Here is a 21,660-nt window from a genome sequence, read left to right as displayed (position 1 = left end):
AAATGATTTTCAGAAGAAAATAATATCTTTATCTGAATTCAATAAAAGACTTAAATGAAAGCATTGGTGATTTCTGGAGGAGGTAGTAAAGGCGCTTATGCTGGAGGTGTTGCACAATATTTAATTCAGGAAGAAGGACGGGATTATGATATGTTTTTTGGAACATCCACAGGTAGTTTGTTGATTCCTCACTTGGCAGCTGGTAAGATTGATAAAATCCACAAAGTATTTACTAATGTTAATCAGCATAATATATTTAGCGTTAATCCGTTTGTGGTTCGTAAAAAAGGAAATAGAGAATTTGTTTCTATAGATTTTTTAAACTCGTTATGGCAGTTTATTAAAATGAAACGAACTTTTGGAGAGAGTAAAGCACTACGCCGTTATTTAAAAAAGAACTTTACTTATGATGAGTTTAAATTAATACGTGAAACAAAAGATGATGTAGTGGTTACGGTTTCCAATTTATCAAAAAACAAAGTGGAATATAAGTCTATTAGAGATTTTAGTTATGATGAATTTTGTGATTGGATATGGATTTCTTGTAATTATATTCCGTTTATGTCTTTAGTGAAGAAGGATGGTTTTGAATATGCTGATGGTGCTTTTGGTTGCGTGGTTCCTATTCGTGAGGCTATTTTAAGGGGTGCAACGGAAATTGATGCTATTATTTTGGAGTCTGAAAGCATGGCCTATAATAAAGTGCTTGGTAAAAACCCATTTTCTTTAATGTTAAACTTGTTTGGGCACTTATTAGATCAAGTAGAACGCAGTGATATTCTTATAGGTAAATTAGCGGCAAAAAATAAAGATGTAAAGCTTAATTTGTATTATACGCCATCTAAACTTACTGAAAACTCGTTGATTTTTAATAAAAAACTAATGACTTCTTGGTGGCAACAAGGTTATTTTTATGCTAAGAAAAAGTGCGAAGCGGCACGTTCTAATGAGTTGCGTTTAAGCGAATCACCATAAATCTGAAACTTCTTCTTTTATAAAAGATAATGCAGCATCACTAGGAGAACGACGTTCCATCATTTCCGTTAAAACCACTTCTCTTAATTTATTTGCCGTATCTGTTTTCTCGAGCATACTAGCTTTTCTTATGAGTTGAATGGTTGCGTTTTTTGCGGTAGTTATAATGTTCCAGCATCTATCGCTAATATATATTTGCTGTGATAAATTATGCTCAAATTCTTGTTCAACACTTTGTATAAGCAAAGACTCGTAATCTTCTTTACTTGAGGATATTGGTGTTATTCTAATCAGTAATTTTGAAGGCGATATGCGCTCTAAAAAAAGCGCCATGCGTTCGTAAGCTTGAAGACGTAGTGGCATGGCATTTACTTGCAAATCTTTTTTTAATAAAAAGCGTCGTCGACCATCTTCGTTTCTGGTGTGTTCTCTAAAAAAGTAATAGGCAATAATTCCTGTGATTAATGAAGGAATGGCAAACAAAAAAAGGTCTATGATTCGGCTGATTTCCATAAGAAGGTAGTTTTATATACAAACATAAGGGTTTGTGTTTATTGTACAAAAAATAATTACTTGCTAAATGAATAAGCTTAAACTTAATAACTTGAGTTCGATATAAAATTTTATCTAAAAATTAAATTTGAACAACTTACCAGATTCAAGTCCGGTTGAACTCTTTATCTCCGCTCGAGATAAGCTAAAGTTTAGACCTACGAAATTTTTTGATTTTTCGAGACCTTTCGACTTTAGTTTATTCTGAGCGGAGACGAAGGGCTTAAGGTGACAAATGTCTATACTATTAGCTTTTATCCCAAAAACACACATTTTTAGGTAGAACTTACGTTAATAGTTATGGGCTAAAGCTGGGAGAAGCGCGCAAGGGATAGTAGAGGAAAGCCCACAGCGACCCGATTTTTTTCGGGGAAGCGAGGACTTGTAGCGTATAGCCCGACCCTTGTGGTTGCGCCCAAAAAAAGTGCAATATTAAACGTAAATAACTGAAAACTGTGACTGCGACTAAAAACTAATAAACACCTCCTAAATACGAACAATCTTTTAAAGTTTGCATACTGGTAAAGGGAACAGGAGTTTTATTATACATATAAGTTCGGCTCAATTCTTTTGAAAGATTGTGGTCATCTACATTTATTTCAATATCACTCATTTTAAATTGGCATGGGTGTTCATATCCTGCGGCATGGGTGATTTCGATAAATTCTTTTCTAAAAGTTTTAAAATATTGTGCTAAACGTTCCGATTTTAGAGTAGGGTCAATGCCATTTTGCAGCCATTTACTTTGCGTAGCCACGCCACTTGGACAACGGTTTGTATGGCATACTTGAGACTGAATACAGCCAATACTCATCATAGCTTCTCGCGCCACATTAATACAATCGGCACCCATAGCAAATGCCATGGCGGCTTTGGCAGGAAATCCAAGTTTACCACTTCCTATAAATACAATGCGTTCGGACAGGCCTTTGTCTTTAAAAAGGCAGTATAAATCGCTAAAGCCATATACCCAAGGTAAGGATACATGGTCTGCAAAACTAGGCGGTGCTGCACCTGTTCCGCCTTCGCCACCATCAACCGTAATGAAGTCTGGACCTTTTCCAGTTTTTTTCATGATATCGGCAAGCTCTTCCCATTGTTCTAATTTACCAATAGCCGCTTTAATGCCTACTGGCAAACCCGTAGCTTCTGCTATTTTTTCAATAAAATCAACCATTTCTGGAACATTGGAAAACGCTTTGTGGTTTGGTGGGGAAAGTACATCCTTGCCAACTTCAACCCCTCTGATTTTAGCAATTTCTTTGGTGATTTTTGCTGCTGGTAAGACACCACCTTTTCCTGGTTTGGCACCTTGGGATAACTTGACCTCTATGGCTTTTATAAACGGATTGTCGTTAACAAGTTTTACCATTTTTTCCATGGAAAATCCGCCGTCATCAGCTCGAACCCCAAAATATCCTGTTCCAAAATGAAACACGACATCGCCACCATGACTATGGTACGGGGATAGACCGCCTTCGCCAGTATTGTGGTAGGCGCATGCTATTTTAACACCTTTGTTTAAGGACTCAACGGCTTTTGCTGAAAGCGATCCAAAACTCATGGCAGACACATTAATAACTGATGCTGGACGATATGGTCTTTTACGTTTGTTGAATTCGCCCATCACTTTGGCACATGGCAAAAAGGTTTTGTCTATTTTGTTCGGATGGTTGTCAGCTATTTTATAGGGCATCATCGCATTATTAACAAAAATGTGTTGATGGGCATAAATATCTCGATCGGTACCAAAACCCTCGTAATTGTTTTCTTTTTTAGCAGAGGCATAAATCCAACCGCGTTCTATCCTATTAAAAGGCAACTCTTCTCTGTTGTTTGCCACAAAATACTGGCGCATTTCCGGGCCAATGCTTTCTAACCAATAGCGTAAATGACCAACAATTGGGTAATTATGGCTAATTGTGTGCGCTTTCTGAAAAAAGATATCGCGAATGGCAACACCTGCTAAAACTATTAAAATCCATCCCCACCAAGAGATGTTCGTTAAAAAATCCAATATGATGTCCATTTTAGTTGTTTAAAAAGTCAAAAGTTATTTGTGTTAATGCTTTTACACCAAGAAGCAATCCGCTTTCATTAATTAAAAAATCTGGCGTATGATGCAGTGGTGTTTTGGTTGCGTTTTCTGGTTTTCCACCCAAATAAAAATAAAACCCAGGTATTTTTTCTTGGTAATAGGAAAAGTCTTCTCCGATAGTTTCTGCTTTTATTTGTGTAACATTTTCTTTTCCAGCAGCACGCTCTAATGCAGGTAGCATTTGAGAAACTAAACTATGATTATTATAAGTAACGGCTGTAAAATTTTCAAATCTAATAGTTGCTTCTCCACCGTAAGCTTTAGCAATGGTTTCGGTCATAGCTTTCATGCGTTTCATAATATGAACTTTCATATTGGGGTCTAAAGTTCTAACCGTTCCAATGAGTTCGGCACTTTCAGGAATAATATTAAAGCGGACACCGCTAGTAATTTTTCCAACACTAATTACAGCAGCTTCATTAATTAATTCAGATTCCCGACTGATAATAGTTTGTAAGCCATCAATAATTTTAGCTGAAATTAAAATGGGGTCCACACCAAGCCATGGTTCCGAGCCATGGGTTTGCTTTCCTTTTACATTAATCGTAAAACGTTCTACAGCAGCCATAGCACCACCTGGTTTATAATGAATTTGTCCAACGTCAACCCCTGAACGAATATGCAAGCCAAAAATAGCATCTACTTTAGGGTTTTCTAAAACACCTTCTTTTATCATGAGCTTTGCACCGCCTTCTTCACCTGGAGGAGGACCTTCTTCGGCAGGTTGAAAAATGAATTTTACAGTACCTTTAATCTTGTCTTTGTTTTTTGAAAGTACTTCTGCAACGCCCATTAAAATGGCAGCATGTGCATCATGTCCACAAGCATGCATTACTCCGGTTTCTGTATTTAAAAATGTGGTTTTTATGTTACTTTTAAAAGGTAAATCGTTGCGTTCAGTAACTGGAAGTGCATCAATATCTGCTCTTAAAGCAATCACTTTTCCTAATGCATGTCCTTTTAATATGGCAACCACTCCTGTATGCGCTACGCCAGTTTTAACCTCTAAACCTAAAGATTTTAAATGCCCTGCAATCTTTTCGGCAGTTTTAAACTCTCTATTTGATAGTTCTGGATTTTGATGAAAATCGCGTCGCCATTCTATGACTTTAGATTCAATATCAATATATTGTTTTTCTAAATTATGCTGTCCGTAAGAATTAATTATTCCAAAGAAAGAAAATAGAAATATGAGGTGTTTCATGTGTTTATATTTATTGTTTTTTTATTGGTAACATGTAACATCCATTTAATCATTTCCTTGGGTATCGAAATTTAGTTATGGATGTTTCATAAGAAAGATGAAATTTTTTCAACATTAAAGATATTCAAAATATACTAAAGCATAATATAAGTGTTAATTGTTTATAATTATTATGAATTACACTTCAATAAAAGCATAACAATCGCTATTTTCACGTGATAAAATTGAAGATGATTTGGAAAAGTATTTAAGCCAATTAAATGAAGCCCAATTAGAGCCAACTATTCAAATTGATGGCCCCATGATTATTATTGCAGGCGCTGGTTCTGGAAAAACGCGTGTGCTTACCTATCGTATTGCTTATATGATGAGTAAGGGTATTGACCCTTTTAATATATTATCCCTAACGTTTACTAATAAATCGGCTCGCGAAATGAAGGAACGTATTGCTGGTATTGTTGGTACAAGTGAGGCTAAGAATTTATGGATGGGTACATTTCACTCGGTGTTTGCTAAAATTTTGCGTATTGAGGCAGATAGATTAGGCTACCCAAGTAATTTCACGATTTACGATACTCAAGACTCTGATAGACTGATTGCTTCTATTATCAAAGAATTGCAACTTGATAAAGATATTTATAAGTATAAGCAAGTGCGCTCTAGAATTTCTTCATATAAGAACAGTTTGATTACCGTACGCGCTTATTTTCAAAACCCAGAACTTAAGGAGGCGGATGCTATGGCAAGGCGCCCTCGTATGGGCGATATTTACAAAGCATATGTAGACCGATGTTTTAAAGCTGGCGCTATGGATTTTGATGATTTATTGTTGAAAACCAATGAACTGTTAACGCGGTTTCCTGAGGTTTTAATGAAATACCAAAACCGTTTTAAATATATTTTGGTTGATGAGTATCAGGATACCAACCACTCGCAATATTTAATTGTGAGAGCGTTGTCTGATAAGTTTCAGAACATTTGCGTAGTAGGGGATGATGCACAGAGTATTTATGCGTTCCGTGGTGCTAACATTAATAATATTCTGAATTTTCAGAAGGATTATGATGATGTAAAAGAATTTAGATTGGAACAGAATTACCGTTCAACTAAAAATATAGTCAATGCTGCGAATTCTATTATTGATAAAAACGAAACGAAACTTGAAAAAATAGTTTGGACAGCCAATGATGAAGGCGAAAAAGTAAAAGTACATCGCTCTTTAACAGATGGAGATGAAGGGCGTTATGTAGCCAGTACCATTTGGGAGAATAAAATGCAAAACCAGTTAAAAAACAGCGATTTTGCTATTTTATACAGAACCAATGCACAGTCGCGGTCTATTGAAGATGCGTTGCGAAAGCGTGATATCCCGTATAGGATTTATGGCGGCTTATCATTTTATCAACGAAAAGAAATTAAAGACGTATTGTCTTATTTGCGTTTAATTATTAATCCTGCGGATGAGGAAGCCTTAAAGCGTGTTATTAATTTCCCGCCTCGTGGTATTGGGCAAACTACAGTCGATAAATTGATTGTTTCGGCCAATGGTTATAATCGAACAATTTTTGAAGTGATGAAAAATATCGATAAAACCGATGTTAAGATTAATTCAGGAACCAAAACCAAACTTCAAAATTTTGTTACGCTCATTGAAAGTTTTCAAGTATTAAATCAAACTGCCGATGTTTTTGAATTGGCAGAACATGTTACAAGAACCACGGGTTTAATAAAAGAGTTCAATAAAGATGGTACGCCAGAAGGTGTTGCTAAAATGGAAAATATTGAAGAGCTTTTAAATGGTATGAAGGATTTTGTTGAAGGACAAAAGGAAATTGCTGATACTACGGGTTCTTTGGCTGAATTTTTAGAGGATGTGGCTTTGGCAACGGATTTAGACGCCGATAAAGGTGATGCTGACCACGTCGCGTTAATGACTATACATTTAGCGAAAGGGCTGGAGTTTCCAACGGTGTTTGTTGTTGGGCTTGAAGAAGATTTATTCCCGAGCGCTATGAGTATGAATACCCGTAGCGAACTAGAGGAGGAGCGCCGTTTGTTTTATGTAGCATTAACACGTGCCGAAAAGCAAGCTTATTTAACGTATGCTTTATCCCGTTACCGTTGGGGAAAATTAGTAGATTCTGAACCTAGCCGTTTTATTGAAGAAATAGACGAGCAGTATTTAGATATTGTAACGCCTATTGAAGAACGTCGATTCAACCCGATGCTGTCTGCTGATATTTTTGGCGACCCAGAAACCGCTCAAATAAATCCGAATAAAATTAGATACAAACCAGCTAAAAAACCTGTATTTAAAAAAGGAAATGTAACGAAAAAAGAACCTGAAAAGTTCGAAGTAACAACGCATAAAAACTTAAAGCCAGTTACAAAAACTAACGGCAACACGAATCTATTTGATAGTAAACTGGTTGTTGGCAATATTGTTAAGCATATCCGTTTTGGAACAGGAGAAGTCATGAAAATTGAAGGTACAGGCGGCGATGTTAAAGCTGAAATTAATTTTCAGCATGGCGGTGTTAAAAAGTTGTTATTGCGTTTTGCTAAGTTGGAGGTTGTTGGGTAAAAGTTGATATTATGGCAGAATTTATTAGAATTTATGAAGAGAATCCAGATCCTAAGCAGGTTGAAAAGGCCGTGGCTATTCTAAAACGTGGTGGACTTATAATTTATCCTACCGATACCGTTTATGGTTTAGGCTGTGATATTACCAATTTAAAAGCCTTAGAGCGTGTGGCTAGAATTAAACAAGTTAAATTAGAAAAAGCAAATTTTTCGTTTGTTTGTCACGACCTTAGTAATTTAAGTGATTACGTGAAGCAAATTGATACGTCGGTTTTTAAAATATTGAAGCGTGCGCTTCCAGGGCCTTATACCTTTATTCTTCCTGGAGGTAAATCGTTACCAAACCCTTTTAAAAAGAAAAAGACAGTTGGTATTCGTGTGCCAGATAATAACATTGCTTTGGAGATTGTAAGGAAACTTGGAAACCCTATTATATCAACTTCTATCCATGATGATGATGAAGTTATAGAGTATACCACAGACCCAGAACTCATTCTTGAAAAATGGGGTAATCTGGTAGATTTAGTAATAGATGGTGGTTATGGCGATAACGAACCCTCTACCGTTATAGATTTATCTGAAGGTGAACCGGTTGTTCTTAGAGAAGGTAAGGGGGATTTGGAGATTTTTTAGGTTTGTCAAATAGTAGTTGTTAGTTGGAACTGTCAATGCTAAACAGTAAGACGTGGCAACCTCATGAAATTGAATTCACAACTCAGACAGGAAAGATGACGCAACAGGCTTTCTTGTGAATCCATACGTAAAAATGCAATTTGAAACCTAAATCACAAACGTGGGTTTAAGCAATTGCATGAGCTCGTATAAATAATCTATAAAAAAAACTTAAGTTTCGAGGTTCATCGGAGCTAAATCAATTCACAATTGTAGCGCTCTGAGCCTCTCCGATTGCATAAGTGTTTAGTTGAAAGCATATAACAAAACGGCAAGCTAGCGTTAAGGATTGAGACTTTGTTCGAGCTCGCCCAATTTTTATTGGGAAGTGACTGCCGAAAGCCTGACCCTTTGGGTAACCGCCCAAATAAAAGTTTAATCCAAAAAAAAAGCCCAACCTTCCAGTTGAGCTTCATTTATGTTTATTTAAAATACTGCTTAGTTACCACCAGCTGCAAGGGTTTTCATTTCTTTTTCAATCATGTCATAAAACTGATCGATTTTTGGCAACACAACAACACGTGTACGTCTGTTTTTTGCTCTATTTTCTGCTGTATCGTTATCTACTAATGGCACATAAGAACTACGACCTGCAGCAATTAACTGTCCTGGGTTAACACCAAGTTCTTGTAATACTCTAATAATAGATGTAGAACGTTTTACACTTAAATCCCAGTTATCTAATAATACGCCTTTTTCGTATGATCTACTATCGGTGTGACCTTCTATCATGCATTCAAAATCTGGCTTGCTATTTACTACTTTAGCCACTTTTGCCAAGACATCTTTAGCTTTTGTTGTTACATTGTAGCTACCGCTTTGGAATAATAATTTATCGGCAATAGAAATGAATACTACACCTTTTTCAACATTCACTTCAATATCTGGGTCATTTATGCCAACTTCACGTTTTAAGCTTGTTACTAAAGCTAAAGTTACACTATCCTTTTGAGTAAGTGCGTCTTGTAAGCGTGTAATTTTAAGTTCTTTTTCTTTGATGCTCTCTAATGTTTTCTCAACATTACTAGCACCTTTAGATGACAAAATTGTTAAATTGTCATTACTTTTACGTAAATCCACTACTTGCTCTTCTAGTGCTTTTGCTCTAGCTGTTGCAGATGCTCTATCCTCTAAACAAGAATTTAATTTTACAGTTGCAGAGTTAAGTAAATCTTGAGTTTCTTTTTGTTTTGCTTGAAGATCTGTAAATTGTTTTTTAGTTACACATGAACTTAATAATAACATGGCAGATACACTAAGTAATAAAACTTTTTTCATAATTATTTAAGGATTAATTTTTCTTGTTAATTTGCACAAAAGTATATAAAAATCAGTAGTTTTCAACATTTTAACAAAACTTTTACTAACGAGTTATAAACTTTTGTAATTCGTTTTTTTATTTACGAAATAATCGAATACTATAGATGTTCTTTGATAGTATTTTATTTTATTTTTTATTGCTTTTCGTTTTTTTAATAAACGATTTAAGTAAAAGTAAAAACTAAAATGTGCTTTTATGACTGCTAAGGTGTGTTTAGGTTTAAATTCCAATAAAAACTTTACTCCTGCAATGCCATCTAAAACTAGGCGAATACATATAAGTGAAAACAAAACCCCATTTGCGTTTTTGGTAAGGGCGAATAGGCTATTTCTAAAATTAAGAAATGTTTTTTTAGGGTTTAAGGCATTTAAAGTAGCGCCGCCTACATGATAAACTTCCGAATATCCAACGTATTTAATAGAATAGCCTAAATTTTTGGCACGCCAACATAAGTCTATTTCTTCTATATGCGCAAAGTAAAGTTCATCTAGGCCATTTAGTGCTTTAAAAACTTCACTTCTGATGAAAAGGCAAGCTCCAGATGCCCAAAATATTTCGAAAATATCATTGTATTGTCCGGTATCTTTTTCAATGGTATTAAAAATTCTACCTCGACAATATGGATAGCCAAACTTATCAATAAAACCTCCAGCGGCTCCAGCATACTCAAAGTAATCTTTCTTTTTGAAATCTAATAATTTAGGTTGGATAATAGCAGTATTCTGATTTTTTTTGAATACTTCTATAATGGGAACAAGCCAGTTTTTTGTAACTTCTACATCGCTATTTAAAAGGCAAAATATGTCAGCTTCAATATGTTGCAATGCATCATTATAACCTTTAGCATATCCGCCATTTTCTTTGTTTTGAATAATCTTTATTGATGGATATGTGGCTTTTACATAAGAAACAGAATTATCTGTAGAAGCATTATCTGCCAGATAGATACGCGCTTCTTTTGAATACTTAATAACTGAAGGTAAAAACTGTTCTAATAGTTTTTTTCCATTCCAGTTTAATATGACGATGGCTATGTTCAATTTTTAGTTTATATATTTTAAAAGTTTATGTGTTAATCTTTCTTAATTAATAACTCTTTTTACTTTTATGCGACTGCGACTGCGACTGCGACTGTAAGCTGAATACTATCTACTATACCCTGGAATGTCTTTTAAAAACCGATACTTTTCATTTTCAAAATCCATTTGGCAATAATAATGATTTAATCCGTTAGTAACCATTAAATAGGAGGCGTTTAACTCTAAATTATAACGGGCTATTTGGTCGAATGTGTCTTGATTAATATTAATTCTAGGCGCTTTACATTCTACTATTAAATGAATACTTCCATCTGGGTTAAAAACCACAATATCATATCGCTTTTTTAATGTGTTAATAGTCAGTTCTTTTTCAATATTAATTAAGGATTTAGGATATCCTTTTTCTTCAATTAAATATTGGATACTATGTTGGCGCACCCATTCTTCGGGTTGTAAAATCACAAATTTTTTACGAATACTATCGAAAATGGAAACTTTATTTTCGCTATTTTTGAATCGAAAGGAATACTTTGGAAAATTAAGGTCTTGCAATGTGATGATGTTTATTTTTTCAAAGTTAAACTACAAAATGATAAATCACAATTTCTAAATACCAAATTCCAAATTTGTACTTATATACATGGAATTTAGTGCTTGCAATTTGAAAATTTTAAGAGGATTTGGACGAAGTAAAACAATTGGTTACAGATATAAAGAATGGTAAATTAAAACCCATATACTTTTTAATGGGTGAAGAGTCTTACTATATTGATAAGATTTCAGATTTTATTGAAGCTACTGTTTTAGCTGAAGAGGAACGCGGTTTTAATCAAATGGTGTTGTATGGACGCGATGTAACTGTTGAAGATATTGTAGGTAATGCAAAGCGATACCCCATGATGGCAGAGCATCAGGTCGTTATTGTTAAAGAAGCTCAAGATTTATCCCGCACCATTGAGAAATTGGCTAAATATGCCGAAAATCCTCAGCCAACAACGGTTTTGGTTCTGAATTATAAGTACAAAAAAATTGATAAGCGTAAAACACTTTATAAAACACTTAAAAAAACAGGCGTAGTTTATGAGAGTAAAAAGCTTTATGAAAACCAAGTAGCCGATTGGATTCGTCGCGTATTATCTCCAAAAAACTATACCATTTCGCCAAAAGCCGCACAAATGCTTGTGGAATTTTTAGGAACAGATTTAAGTAAAATAAATAATGAATTAGAAAAGCTTCAGATTATTTTACCAAAAGGGACTCAAATTTCGCCTGATCATATAGAAGAAAACATAGGCATAAGTAAAGACTACAATAATTTTGAATTGCGCAAAGCAATAGGTGAAAAGAATACCATTAAAGCGCACAAAATAGTTAATTATTTTGCTGAGAACCCCAAGGATAACCCAATGGTGGTAACGGTATCATTATTGTTTAATTTTTTCTCGCAATTACTTCATTTTCATGGATTAAATGATAAATCTCCAAGAAGTGTTGCTTCTGCTTTAAAGGTGAATCCTTATTTTGTTAATGAGTATATTACTGCGGCACGAAATTACCCGATGCGTAAAGTGAGTAGTGTGGTATCTACCTTGAGAGAATTTGATGTAAAAAGCAAAGGTGTTGGTTCTAATGCTGTGCCACAAGGTGATTTGTTAAAGGAATTATTGGTTAGAATTCTAAACTAATTTTATGTTCAATATGAGTTTCGATATTCACAAAAGCTGGAAACCTTATTTAGAACAAGAGCTAAATAAACAATATTTTAATGATTTAACAGGTTTTGTTAAGTCTGAATATAATAAACATACTTGTTTCCCACCTAGAAACCAGATTTTTAATGCGTTTAATCATTGTCATTTTGAAGATGTTAAGGTAGTTATTATTGGTCAAGATCCATATCATGACCACGGACAAGCTAATGGATTATGTTTTTCTGTAAATGAAGGGATTAAACACCCGCCGTCGTTAATCAATATATTTAAAGAAATTGAATTAGATTTAGGAATTCCATATCCTAAAAGCGGTAATTTAATACGTTGGGCAAGTCAAGGAGTATTGTTGTTAAATGCAACCTTAACAGTAAGAGCACATCAAGCGGCAAGCCATCAAAAGAAGGGTTGGGAAATTTTTACAGATGCAATCATTAAAATAATTAGTGACCAAAAACAAGGTGTTGTATTCCTACTTTGGGGTGGTTTTGCCAAGAAAAAAATAAAGTTAATTGATAATCAAAAACATAAAGTATTGACTTCGGGGCATCCTTCGCCCTTAAGTGCAAATAGAGGGTATTGGTTCGGAAATAAGAGTTTTAGTGATGCCAATATTTGGTTGGAAGATAATGGAGAGAAGAAAATAAATTGGTAGTAAAAAAGTTTAACCGTTTTTGTTTCTGTTATAAATATGTACTGAAAAAGTAAGGGCTGCAATAAAAAACAATACAAGAATAATAAAATATATAAACATCATAGTGTGAAAATATTAGTGTTTAAGGTCCAAAAAGGTTTTAATAAGTCATTTTTAATTGAAAAAATAGTTCTAATCTTCTCCGTTTAAATTGTTATTCCCATGAAATTGAAAGATTCATGAATTCATTATTGTAATTATGTAAAACGATGAATAACAAGTGAATTAAAACTAGTCCCTAAAATATTCAAGACGTTTTTTACCCAAAAACCATAAAAATTAAAACACCAAAGAATTATATCTCCATACCTTATACCTTAAAGATCATTGCTTTGAAGACATTATTTAAAAAAATAAATTTTCTAACTACCGGTTGGAGCCAGAATTTCAGCCCCAGATTCAGTGGAGGTAAATGATCTTAGAATAACAGGCTTTTTATCCATTTTTGTCGTTTTTACAGTTTTATTACAACTAAACTTTAATAGCAACAAATTAATGATTACAAGAGCAGAAATAGAGAAAGTAATTGTTAACAACATAGGCGTTGGGGTTTAAATTTTCGACAAAATACATATTTTTTCGTTAAAACACACTATTTGTCAACAAAATTTAATTTTAACAAAAAATTATTAACAAAATTAACAAATAAAATGAGTATGACAATACGCACTAATCCTTATTTTTTATTTTTACTACATATTTAAAAATGTGTAAGTATTTTTGTTGTTTCATCAAAAGGTTAGGCAGTTTTTGATGAAGAGCATCTTTATGAATAGTTATAGAAATCATTTTCATTTTAAAATAAGCTTGACTCATATACAAGCAACCACCATTAGTAACCCTTTCTGATTCACTGCCCCAAGAGTTTTTAACTTTGTAATAGGTGTTGTTGTTTTGGTCTTTTACATGGCCTGTTATATGTATTAAATGGTCATCTGTAGTCCTATAACTTAATTCCAAGGTTTTTTCGGGTATCTGTTACGGACAGAGTACATTTCAGATAAATCATTTTTTCTTTCTGTAAGCCTAATAATTTCGCTTTCTAAAAAAGAAGATGTTGAAAAACTCCAACATGTTCCCGTTTTGCCTTGACTAATAACGGGTGTAGCTTCTATATCTATAACCGTTTTAAACTCATAAGATTGAGAATTACTAGCAAAAGCGATAAGGATAAAAACGAATAGGAAAATATTATTTTTCATATTGAAGTAAGTGTTTTAATGAAATAAAATTTATTTTTGACTAAAATAAATAAAATGGAACAACCAAATTGGGTTACCGTTAAAGAATTCCAAGATATCACTTATAAAAAGTGCAATGGCGTGGCTAGAATAGCATTTAATAGACCTAACGTTAGAAATGCATTTAGACCAAAAACAACAAGCGAATTATACGATGCCTTTTATGATGCCAATGAAGATGTAAATATTGGTGTTGTTTTGCTTTCTGCTGAAGGTCCTTCAACTAAAGATGGTGTATATTCGTTTTGCAGTGGTGGCGATCAAAAAGCTCGTGGTCACCAAGGTTATGTTGGAGAAGACGGTTACCATCGTTTAAATATATTAGAAGTTCAGCGTTTAATCCGTTTTATGCCAAAAGCGGTAATAGCCGTAGTTCCAGGATGGGCAGTAGGCGGCGGACATAGTTTGCATGTCATTTGCGATTTAACTTTAGCAAGTAAGGAACATGCCATTTTTAAACAAACCGATGCCGATGTTACTAGTTTTGATGGCGGTTATGGTTCTGCCTATTTAGCAAAAATGGTAGGGCAGAAAAAAGCCCGTGAAATCTTTTTTCTAGGAAGAAATTACTCAGCACAAGAAGCTTTTGATATGGGAATGGTTAATGCGGTTATACCTCATGAAGATCTTGAAAACACGGCTTACGAATGGGCTCAAGAAATATTAGCAAAATCCCCAACGTCAATAAAGATGTTGAAATTTGCCATGAATTTAACTGATGATGGCATGGTGGGACAACAAGTTTTTGCAGGTGAAGCTACCCGTTTAGCCTATATGACAGATGAAGCAAAAGAAGGACGAAATGCTTTCCTTGAAAAGCGCAAGCCTAACTTTGATAAAAAATGGATCCCTTGATGAACAAAATTTCTATTTGGATTTCCGCAATGCGTTTACGAACGCTTCCATTATCAATATCTGGAATTATATTAGCTTCATGCTTAGCGTATTATAACGGCGTTTTTAGTTGGGATGTTTGTACATTGGCTATTTTAACTACTTTGAGTTTTCAGATACTTTCTAACTTTGCTAATGATTACGGCGATGGAGTAAAGGGTATTGATAATGATGATAGAATTGGTCCTGAACGCGCCGTACAGTCTGGACAAATTTCTCCAGAGGAGTTATTTAACGCTATCAAAATGAATATTTTGATTTCAATTGGACTAGCATTCATGCTTGTTTTTACGGCCTTTGGAGTCAAACATTTTTTTCTAACGCTTATTTTCTTCGGAATCGGAATAGGATCTGTAATTGCCGCGATGCGCTATACTATAGGGAGTAATGCTTACGGTTACAGAGGTTTAGGGGATGTTTTTGTTTTTATTTTTTTCGGATTGGTAAGTGTTATAGGGTGCTATGTATTGTTTGCTAAGCAGGTAGATCACGTCACTTTTTTGCCAGCGTGTACCATTGGGTTGCTAAGTGCAGCGGTTTTAAACCTTAATAATATGCGCGATTTAGATTCGGATAAAAAGTCTAATAAGATCACTTTGGCTGTAAAACTTGGTAAAAACAAAGCAAAAATCTATCATATTATACTTATTATATCTGCTATAGTTTTATCTGGCTTATTTGGTATATTATATTATACCTCACCTTATAATTTAATTTTTGTTTTAGCATATGTTCCTTTATTAATTCACCTAAAAAAAACAAATAATAATTCAGATCCTAAATTGCTGGACCCTGAATTAAAAAAATTAGCGCTAACTACAGTATTATTAGCAATCTTAATAGGGATTGGACATTTACTGCCATTTTAGTAAATTTAGCATTCTAAAACTTTAAATTTTTAAACATGAAAATCACATTTTACGGACATGCCAGTTTAGGGATTCAAATTAACGATGTTAATATACTTGTAGACCCATTTATTTCAGCCAATCCAAAAGCTTCAGAAATTAATATTGATACTCTTAAAGCCGATTATATTCTCGTTACACATGCACATCAAGATCATATTGTAGATGTCGAGGCTATTGCTAAAAGAACTAACGCCGTTATCATTTCAAATTATGAAATAGTTACGCATTACACAAACCTTGGGTTTGAAGGCCACCCTATGAATCATGGCGGAACATGGGATTTTGAATTTGGTTCTGTTAAATATGTAAATGCAATTCACACCTCTTCTTTTCCTGATGGAAGTTATGGTGGGCAACCCGGAGGTTTTGTAATTGAAGGCGAACATAAAAATATTTATATAGCTGGAGATACGGCATTGACTTTTGATATGAAACTTATTCCGCTTCAAACAAAATTAGATTTAGCTATTTTGCCTATTGGCGATAATTTTACAATGGGGATTGATGACGCTATTCTAGCCAGTGATTTTATTGAATGCGACAAAGTTTTAGGCTATCACTACGATACGTTTGGCTATATAGAAATAGACCATGAAGTCGCAAAGCGAAAATTCTTTGAAAAAGATAAAGATTTAATGCTTTTGAAAATTGGTGATTTTATTGAATTATAAATGATATCAGCATCATATAAAAAGTACATTCTTAACTTCAAGCAAGCTAGCGGAACATCTCGAGGGGTTTTAAAAACTAAAGAAACGTGGTTTCTTATTTTAAATGCTGAAGGCAAAAAAGGCATTGGTGAATGTGGACTTTTTAGAGGGCTTTCAGTTGATGATAGACCGGATTATGAAGAAAAACTTAAATGGGTTTGTAGAAATATTAATTTAGGTTTAGAAGAATTATTGGCAGAGTTGATGGCGTTCCCAAGTATTCAGTTTGGTTTAGAAACCGCTTTTAAATCTCTGGAAAGCCCTAGTATGTTTGAGTTGTTTCCTTCTAAATTTACACAAAGTGAAGATTCAATCCCAATAAACGGACTAATTTGGATGGGGTCAGAAGCTTTCATGAAACAGCAAATTAAAGACAAAATTGAAGCTGGTTTCAATTGTATTAAAATGAAAATTGGAGCCATTGATTTTCAGCAAGAAATTAACCTTCTAAAATCCATCAGAAACCAATTCACATCAAAAGATATCGAATTGCGTGTGGATGCCAATGGTGCATTTCATCCATCCGAAGCTTTGGAAAAATTAAAAATATTGTCTGAATTTGATTTACATTCCATAGAACAACCCATAAAACAAGGTCAATTTCAAGACATGGCCGCTTTATGTGAAAATACACCTTTACCTATTGCTTTAGATGAAGAATTAATTGGGGTCTTTTCTGTAACAAAAAAGCAAGAATTGCTACAAACTATTAATCCACAATACATCATTTTAAAACCTAGTTTGGTTGCAGGTTTTTGTGGAAGTAACGAATGGATTGACATTGCAGAAAAACAAAATATGGGATGGTGGATAACCAGTGCTTTAGAAAGTAATATTGGGCTAAATGCCATAGCGCAATATACATACACAAAAAACAGTAGTTTGCTACAAGGACTTGGAACCGGAGGTTTATTTTTCAACAATTTTGAAAGCCCATTACAAGTAAAAAATGGTACATTGCAATACCGTAAAAATGTTAATTGGAATTTAGGTAATGAACTCATTTAAACTTTTTGGATTGAAGCGAAAAATATCATTTTACAGCCAATTAAAAAAGTTTAAATGAGTTCAATATGCAACATTAAAAGTGTTGCTTCAAATTAATAATTGTCATTCCGAACTAAAATCGGAATTAATTTATAAGTTATGTATATAACTCAAGTTTTTAATGTTTTGCACGATTGGTGGCGTTACATAGTTGGTGTAATAATTGCCATTATTGGTGTTGTTATTTTCTCTATGCCACACATGATTGCTATAGGTGTTGAAACGGCAATTGGTAATGTAGATTTGTCTCAAATGCAGGATACTAATTATATGATGTCCTTGTTTGATCCTAATTTAAATTTGGTATTCGTCTTATTGCCCTTTGCAGGAGGTCTTTTAGCGCTCCTATTAGCAGTTAAATATTTACACAAACAATCTATAACACATTTAACAACTACTAGAAAAAAAATCGATTGGAAACGATTTTGGTTTATATTCTTTATTTGGGGCATTGTATCAAGTGGAATTGTTTTGCTTGATTATTATATGGCACCAGAAGATTATGAGCTAAACTTTCAATTAGTTCCGTTTTTAATGCTTTGCGTTATTGCCATTCTTTTAGTGCCTTTACAGACCAGTTTTGAAGAGTATTTGTTTAGAGGCTATTTAATGCAGGGTATAGGTGTTTTGGTGAAAAATAAATGGGTGCCGTTAATATTAACATCTCTAGTCTTTGGGCTATTGCACATTGCCAATCCAGAAGTAGATAAATTGGGGTCCGTTATTATGGTTTACTATATAGGCACAGGATTATTTTTAGGTATTATGACGTTAATGGATGAAGGTCTGGAACTGTCTCTTGGTTTTCATGCAGCAAACAATTTATTTACTGCACTTTTGGTTACAGCAGACTGGACAGCATTTCAAACACATTCAGTATTAAAAGATTTATCAGACCCATCAGAAATGGGGATTGAAGAAATATTTGTTCCCGTTTTTGTAGTGTTTCCAATATTGCTTTTTATACTTTCAAAAAAGTACAATTGGACAAATTGGAAAGATAAATTATTAGGAAATATAGTTGAACCACCAACAGAAGATTATAAAATTTTAGAAGAATTATGACACCAAATTACACCAATGTACATTTAAAATTTAAACTAGACGGTTTAAATTACAAATACGAAGACCTTATGGAAATTGCATATAGTTATGTTAAAGAAGGTTTTCCTTATCAACAAGAACTAGGTAATTTTTTACTCGATTGGCTGGATGATAAAGATTATGTTATAGCCAAAACATCGGGGTCTACTGGCAAGCCAAAAAAAATAAAGATTAAAAAACAAGCTATGGTAAATTCGGCTATAGCGACAGGTGATTTTTTTAATTTATACCCAGGTAGTAAAGTACTGCATTGCTTGCCATCAAATTTTATTGCAGGAAAAATGATGATAGTTAGAGCCATTGTTTTAGGTTTAGAATTAGACATGGTTGGACCTACTGGGCTTCCTCAAATAGATTACGAAAAAGACTATGAGTTCTGTGCCTTTACGCCTTTGCAACTTAAAAATTTTGCAAAGTATTTGAAATGCATAAAAACTGTAATAGTTGGGGGAGGTCGAGTTTCCAAACCTATAATAGACTCTATTAAAGATAAAAAACCTGTTGTTTATGAAACCTATGGAATGACAGAAACAGTATCTCATATTGCTGTAAAAAAACTAAATAATTTTAGCGATTCAGAAAATATTGAAACTTCTTATTTCAAAGCATTTCCAGATGTTTCAGTATCTCAAGATGATAGAGGTTGTTTGGTAGTTAACGCCCCGCATCTTTCTGATGAAATAATTATTACCAATGATGTTGTTGAAATTCATTCTCAAAATGAATTTCAATGGTTGGGCCGCAGTGATAATGTAATAAATTCTGGAGGTATTAAATTTTTCCCCGAGGTCATTGAAAAAAAACTTAGGTGTAAAATAGATGAAGAATTTTTTATTGCGTCGAAACTAGATGATGCTTTAGGAGAAAAATTAATACTGGTTTTAGAAAGTAAAGAGAATAATTTGGATGCATCAATTTTTGACTGCTTAGATAAGTACGAAAAGCCAAAAGAAATTATTGCCATTCCTAATTTTAAACTTACGGCATCGGGAAAGATTCATAGAAGGAATACCTTAGAAGCATTAAATATTTAATTATGAATTTTATTAAACGCGTATTATCAACTGTAACAGGAATCTTTGTATTCTTGGCCATTTGTTTTTTAGGCTTAATTGTTTTAGGGGTATTATTTGGAGGAGGTTCAGATAATATTGTTAAGGTAAAACCGAATTCTGTTCTAGAATTAACCTTGGATTTCCCCATTAAAGACTATGCAGGAAAAACAGTATTTGCAGAATATCCGTTTTTAAATGAAGCCAAAAAAAATGGTCTTTTTAATATTATAGATGCTATAAATTACGCGGCTACTGACGATAATATTACAGGTATTTCAATAGAAAACCATTTTATTGATGCAGGGATTTCGCAAACAAAAGCATTAAGAGGTGCTTTACTGAAATTTAAAGAGTCAGGAAAATTCATTGTAGCGTATTCAGATATATATACCCAAAAAGATTATTATTTAAGTTCAGTAGCAGATACCGTTTATTTAAACCCTGTAGGTGTTTTAGAGTTTAAAGGCTTGTCTTCTGAGCGTTTATACTTTAAAGATTTTCAAGAAAAAACCGGTGTTAAAATGGAAGTGGTTAGGCTAGGGAAATATAAAAGTGCCGTAGAACCTTTTCTAGCTAATGAAATGAGCGATAATAACCGAGAGCAAATTTCGGTGTATTTAAATTCACTTTGGAATGACATGAAACAAGATATTTCCAGCAGCCGAAACATTCCAGTAGATAGATTAAATACCATAGCAGACAGTCTGCTTGCAAGAAATCCAAGCATGGCAAAATCATCTAATCTAATAGATAAAATTGGGTATCATGATGAATATATAAACGCTTTAAAACATGCTTTAGGAGTTGATGAAAAGGATGATTTAGAATCCATTACTATTGAAGATTATGCAAAACATACTGCAACTAAATTGCTTATAAACTCCAGTAAAAATAAAATTGCTGTTATATATGCTGAAGGCGATATTATTTATGGTGAAGGTGATGAGAATGCCGTTGGGCAAGGCACCATGAATAGGTCATTAGAAGATGCTCGGGAAGATGATAAAATAAAAGCCATTGTGTTAAGAGTAAACTCGCCTGGCGGCAGTGCATTGGCTAGCGAGCTTATTTGGAGAGAAATAGAACTGACTAAAAAAGTGAAACCTGTAATAGTATCCATGGGTAATTATGCAGCTTCTGGCGGATATTATATTGCATGTAATGCCGATAAGATTATTGCGGAACCAACTACCGTTACAGGAAGTATTGGTGTATATGGTATGTTGCCGAATGGTAAGGGATTAGCCGATAATATGGGTATTAATGCAGAGCAAGTGGTTACTAATAAAAACGCAGTGACATATAGCTTTTTTGAACCTTTAAATGATGAGCAACGTGCTTTTATAAAAGAAGGTGTTTCTGATATTTATGAGTTATTTACAAGTCGAGTTGCCGAAGGACGAAACATGAAACAAGACGATGTTAAGGCTATTGCTCAAGGACGCGTCTGGACAGGAACTGATGCGCTAAATATTGGTTTGGTTGATGAATTAGGCGGATTGGATTTGGCCTTGCAACGTGCTTCTGAAGCTGCTGAAATTGAAGATTATAAAATAAAGGAATTTCCGATTTTTGAAAAAGACCTTGATAAAATGTTAGAAGAGTTTGGTTTAATAAAAGCTAAGGAAACTATTTTAAAAGAGGAATTAGGGGAAGACACTTATATGATGCTTAAAAAAGTTAAAGCCATGTCTGAGAAAAAAGGAATTCAGTTGATGTTTCCTTTTGGAACGGAGATTAATTAAGGGATATCTTATTCATATAAATTTAGACCAGTCAGGCACTTTCAGAAGTAAGTCCAAAAACTATTCATTTTTAAAAAGGATTGGAGTATTATTCATATTTCTTCA

General features: G+C 33.8%; 19 protein-coding genes and 1 pseudogene. 12 read left to right on the top strand and 8 right to left on the bottom strand.

The genetic code is table 11. The annotated features are described in order from the left end of the window. Window positions 1-54 precede the first annotated feature (54 nt). Window positions 55-975: a patatin-like phospholipase family protein gene (locus ABD935_RS10785; RefSeq protein WP_345192042.1), complete on the top strand. Its 921-nt coding sequence runs from the start codon at window positions 55-57 to the stop codon at window positions 973-975. Here ABD935_RS10785 and ABD935_RS10780 read toward each other — a convergent pair. The 3 genes from ABD935_RS10780 to ABD935_RS10770 form a co-directional block, all read right to left on the bottom strand. Next, on the bottom strand, window positions 967-1,488 hold the full coding sequence (locus ABD935_RS10780; RefSeq protein WP_345192041.1) for a DUF7935 family protein: 522 nt from the start codon (window positions 1,486-1,488) through the stop codon (window positions 967-969). The genes ABD935_RS10785 and ABD935_RS10780 overlap by 9 nt on opposite strands. A gap of 511 nt (window positions 1,489-1,999) precedes the next feature. After that, a complete protein-coding gene (locus tag ABD935_RS10775; protein WP_345192040.1) occupies window positions 2,000-3,556 on the bottom strand; it encodes an FMN-binding glutamate synthase family protein in 1,557 nt (518 codons plus the stop codon). Window position 3,557: 1 nt separating this feature from the next. Then, on the bottom strand, window positions 3,558-4,829 hold the full coding sequence (locus ABD935_RS10770) for an amidohydrolase (RefSeq protein WP_345192039.1): 1,272 nt from the start codon (window positions 4,827-4,829) through the stop codon (window positions 3,558-3,560). A 235-nt stretch (window positions 4,830-5,064) separates the two neighbouring features. On the opposite strand from ABD935_RS10770, the gene ABD935_RS10765 reads away from it, so the two are divergent. Next, window positions 5,065-7,413 carry an ATP-dependent helicase gene (locus tag ABD935_RS10765; RefSeq protein ID WP_345192038.1) on the top strand — a complete coding sequence of 783 codons (2,349 nt, stop codon included), beginning with the start codon at window positions 5,065-5,067 and terminating at the stop codon, window positions 7,411-7,413. An 11-nt stretch (window positions 7,414-7,424) separates the two neighbouring features. Then, entirely contained in the window at window positions 7,425-8,045 is a 621-nt protein-coding gene (locus ABD935_RS10760) for an L-threonylcarbamoyladenylate synthase (RefSeq protein ID WP_345192037.1), read from the top strand. 477 nt (window positions 8,046-8,522) lie between these two features. Here ABD935_RS10760 and ABD935_RS10755 read toward each other — a convergent pair whose 3' ends face one another. The 3 genes from ABD935_RS10755 to ABD935_RS10745 form a co-directional block, all read right to left on the bottom strand. Then, window positions 8,523-9,362 (bottom strand): OmpA/MotB family protein, encoded by an 840-nt coding sequence (locus tag ABD935_RS10755; RefSeq protein WP_345192036.1) that lies wholly within the window; start codon window positions 9,360-9,362, stop codon window positions 8,523-8,525. 93 nt (window positions 9,363-9,455) lie between these two features. After that, complete coding sequence (locus tag ABD935_RS10750) at window positions 9,456-10,445, bottom strand: glycosyltransferase family 2 protein (protein WP_345192035.1); 990 nt, start codon at window positions 10,443-10,445, stop codon at window positions 9,456-9,458. 105 nt (window positions 10,446-10,550) lie between these two features. Next, entirely contained in the window at window positions 10,551-10,997 is a 447-nt protein-coding gene (locus ABD935_RS10745; protein ID WP_345192034.1) for a type I restriction enzyme HsdR N-terminal domain-containing protein, read from the bottom strand. A gap of 128 nt (window positions 10,998-11,125) precedes the next feature. Between ABD935_RS10745 and holA the strand changes: the two genes are divergently transcribed. Both holA and ABD935_RS10735 read left to right on the top strand, forming a co-directional pair. After that, complete coding sequence (gene holA, locus ABD935_RS10740) at window positions 11,126-12,130, top strand: DNA polymerase III subunit delta (RefSeq protein WP_345192033.1); 1,005 nt, start codon at window positions 11,126-11,128, stop codon at window positions 12,128-12,130. 13 nt (window positions 12,131-12,143) lie between these two features. Then, the gene (locus ABD935_RS10735; RefSeq protein ID WP_345192032.1) at window positions 12,144-12,809 is read left to right on the top strand and encodes a uracil-DNA glycosylase; all 666 of its coding nucleotides are present in this window, start codon (window positions 12,144-12,146) and stop codon (window positions 12,807-12,809) included. 708 nt (window positions 12,810-13,517) lie between these two features. Here ABD935_RS10735 and ABD935_RS16640 read toward each other — a convergent pair. Then, complete coding sequence (locus ABD935_RS16640) at window positions 13,518-13,808, bottom strand: C1 family peptidase (protein ID WP_425550216.1); 291 nt, start codon at window positions 13,806-13,808, stop codon at window positions 13,518-13,520. 2 nt (window positions 13,809-13,810) lie between these two features. Continuing rightward, window positions 13,811-14,050 (bottom strand): annotated as a pseudogene (locus ABD935_RS16635) (C1 family peptidase); the annotation flags it as partial. Window positions 14,051-14,104: 54 nt separating this feature from the next. Here ABD935_RS16635 and ABD935_RS10725 point away from each other — a divergent pair. The 7 genes from ABD935_RS10725 to sppA all read left to right on the top strand — a co-directional run bounded on the left by ABD935_RS10725 (window position 14,105) and on the right by sppA (window position 21,555). Continuing rightward, the gene (locus tag ABD935_RS10725; RefSeq protein WP_345192031.1) at window positions 14,105-14,944 is read left to right on the top strand and encodes a 1,4-dihydroxy-2-naphthoyl-CoA synthase; all 840 of its coding nucleotides are present in this window, start codon (window positions 14,105-14,107) and stop codon (window positions 14,942-14,944) included. Next, entirely contained in the window at window positions 14,944-15,852 is a 909-nt protein-coding gene (gene menA, locus ABD935_RS10720) for a 1,4-dihydroxy-2-naphthoate octaprenyltransferase (RefSeq protein ID WP_345192067.1), read from the top strand. Before ABD935_RS10725 ends, menA begins: the two co-directional genes overlap by 1 nt. 35 nt (window positions 15,853-15,887) lie before the next feature. Beyond that, complete coding sequence (locus tag ABD935_RS10715) at window positions 15,888-16,565, top strand: metal-dependent hydrolase (RefSeq protein WP_345192030.1); 678 nt, start codon at window positions 15,888-15,890, stop codon at window positions 16,563-16,565. Beyond that, window positions 16,566-17,612, top strand: coding sequence for an o-succinylbenzoate synthase (locus tag ABD935_RS10710; RefSeq protein ID WP_345192029.1), 1,047 nt, complete (start codon window positions 16,566-16,568; stop codon window positions 17,610-17,612). A 138-nt stretch (window positions 17,613-17,750) separates the two neighbouring features. Then, window positions 17,751-18,716 (top strand): CPBP family intramembrane glutamic endopeptidase, encoded by a 966-nt coding sequence (locus ABD935_RS10705; RefSeq protein ID WP_345192028.1) that lies wholly within the window; start codon window positions 17,751-17,753, stop codon window positions 18,714-18,716. Then, complete coding sequence (locus ABD935_RS10700; protein ID WP_345192027.1) at window positions 18,713-19,789, top strand: AMP-binding protein; 1,077 nt, start codon at window positions 18,713-18,715, stop codon at window positions 19,787-19,789. The genes ABD935_RS10705 and ABD935_RS10700 overlap by 4 nt, the downstream gene beginning before the upstream one ends. Before the next feature lie 2 nt (window positions 19,790-19,791). Beyond that, window positions 19,792-21,555, top strand: coding sequence for a signal peptide peptidase SppA (gene sppA / locus ABD935_RS10695; protein ID WP_345192026.1), 1,764 nt, complete (start codon window positions 19,792-19,794; stop codon window positions 21,553-21,555). Window positions 21,556-21,660: the final 105 nt, after the last annotated feature.

Source organism: Algibacter agarivorans (assembly GCF_039543245.1).
Classification (GTDB): Bacteria; Bacteroidota; Bacteroidia; order Flavobacteriales; family Flavobacteriaceae; genus Algibacter_G; species Algibacter_G agarivorans.
Note: the sequence above shows the minus strand (reverse complement) of the source record. Positions and strands in the feature narration are given on the sequence as shown.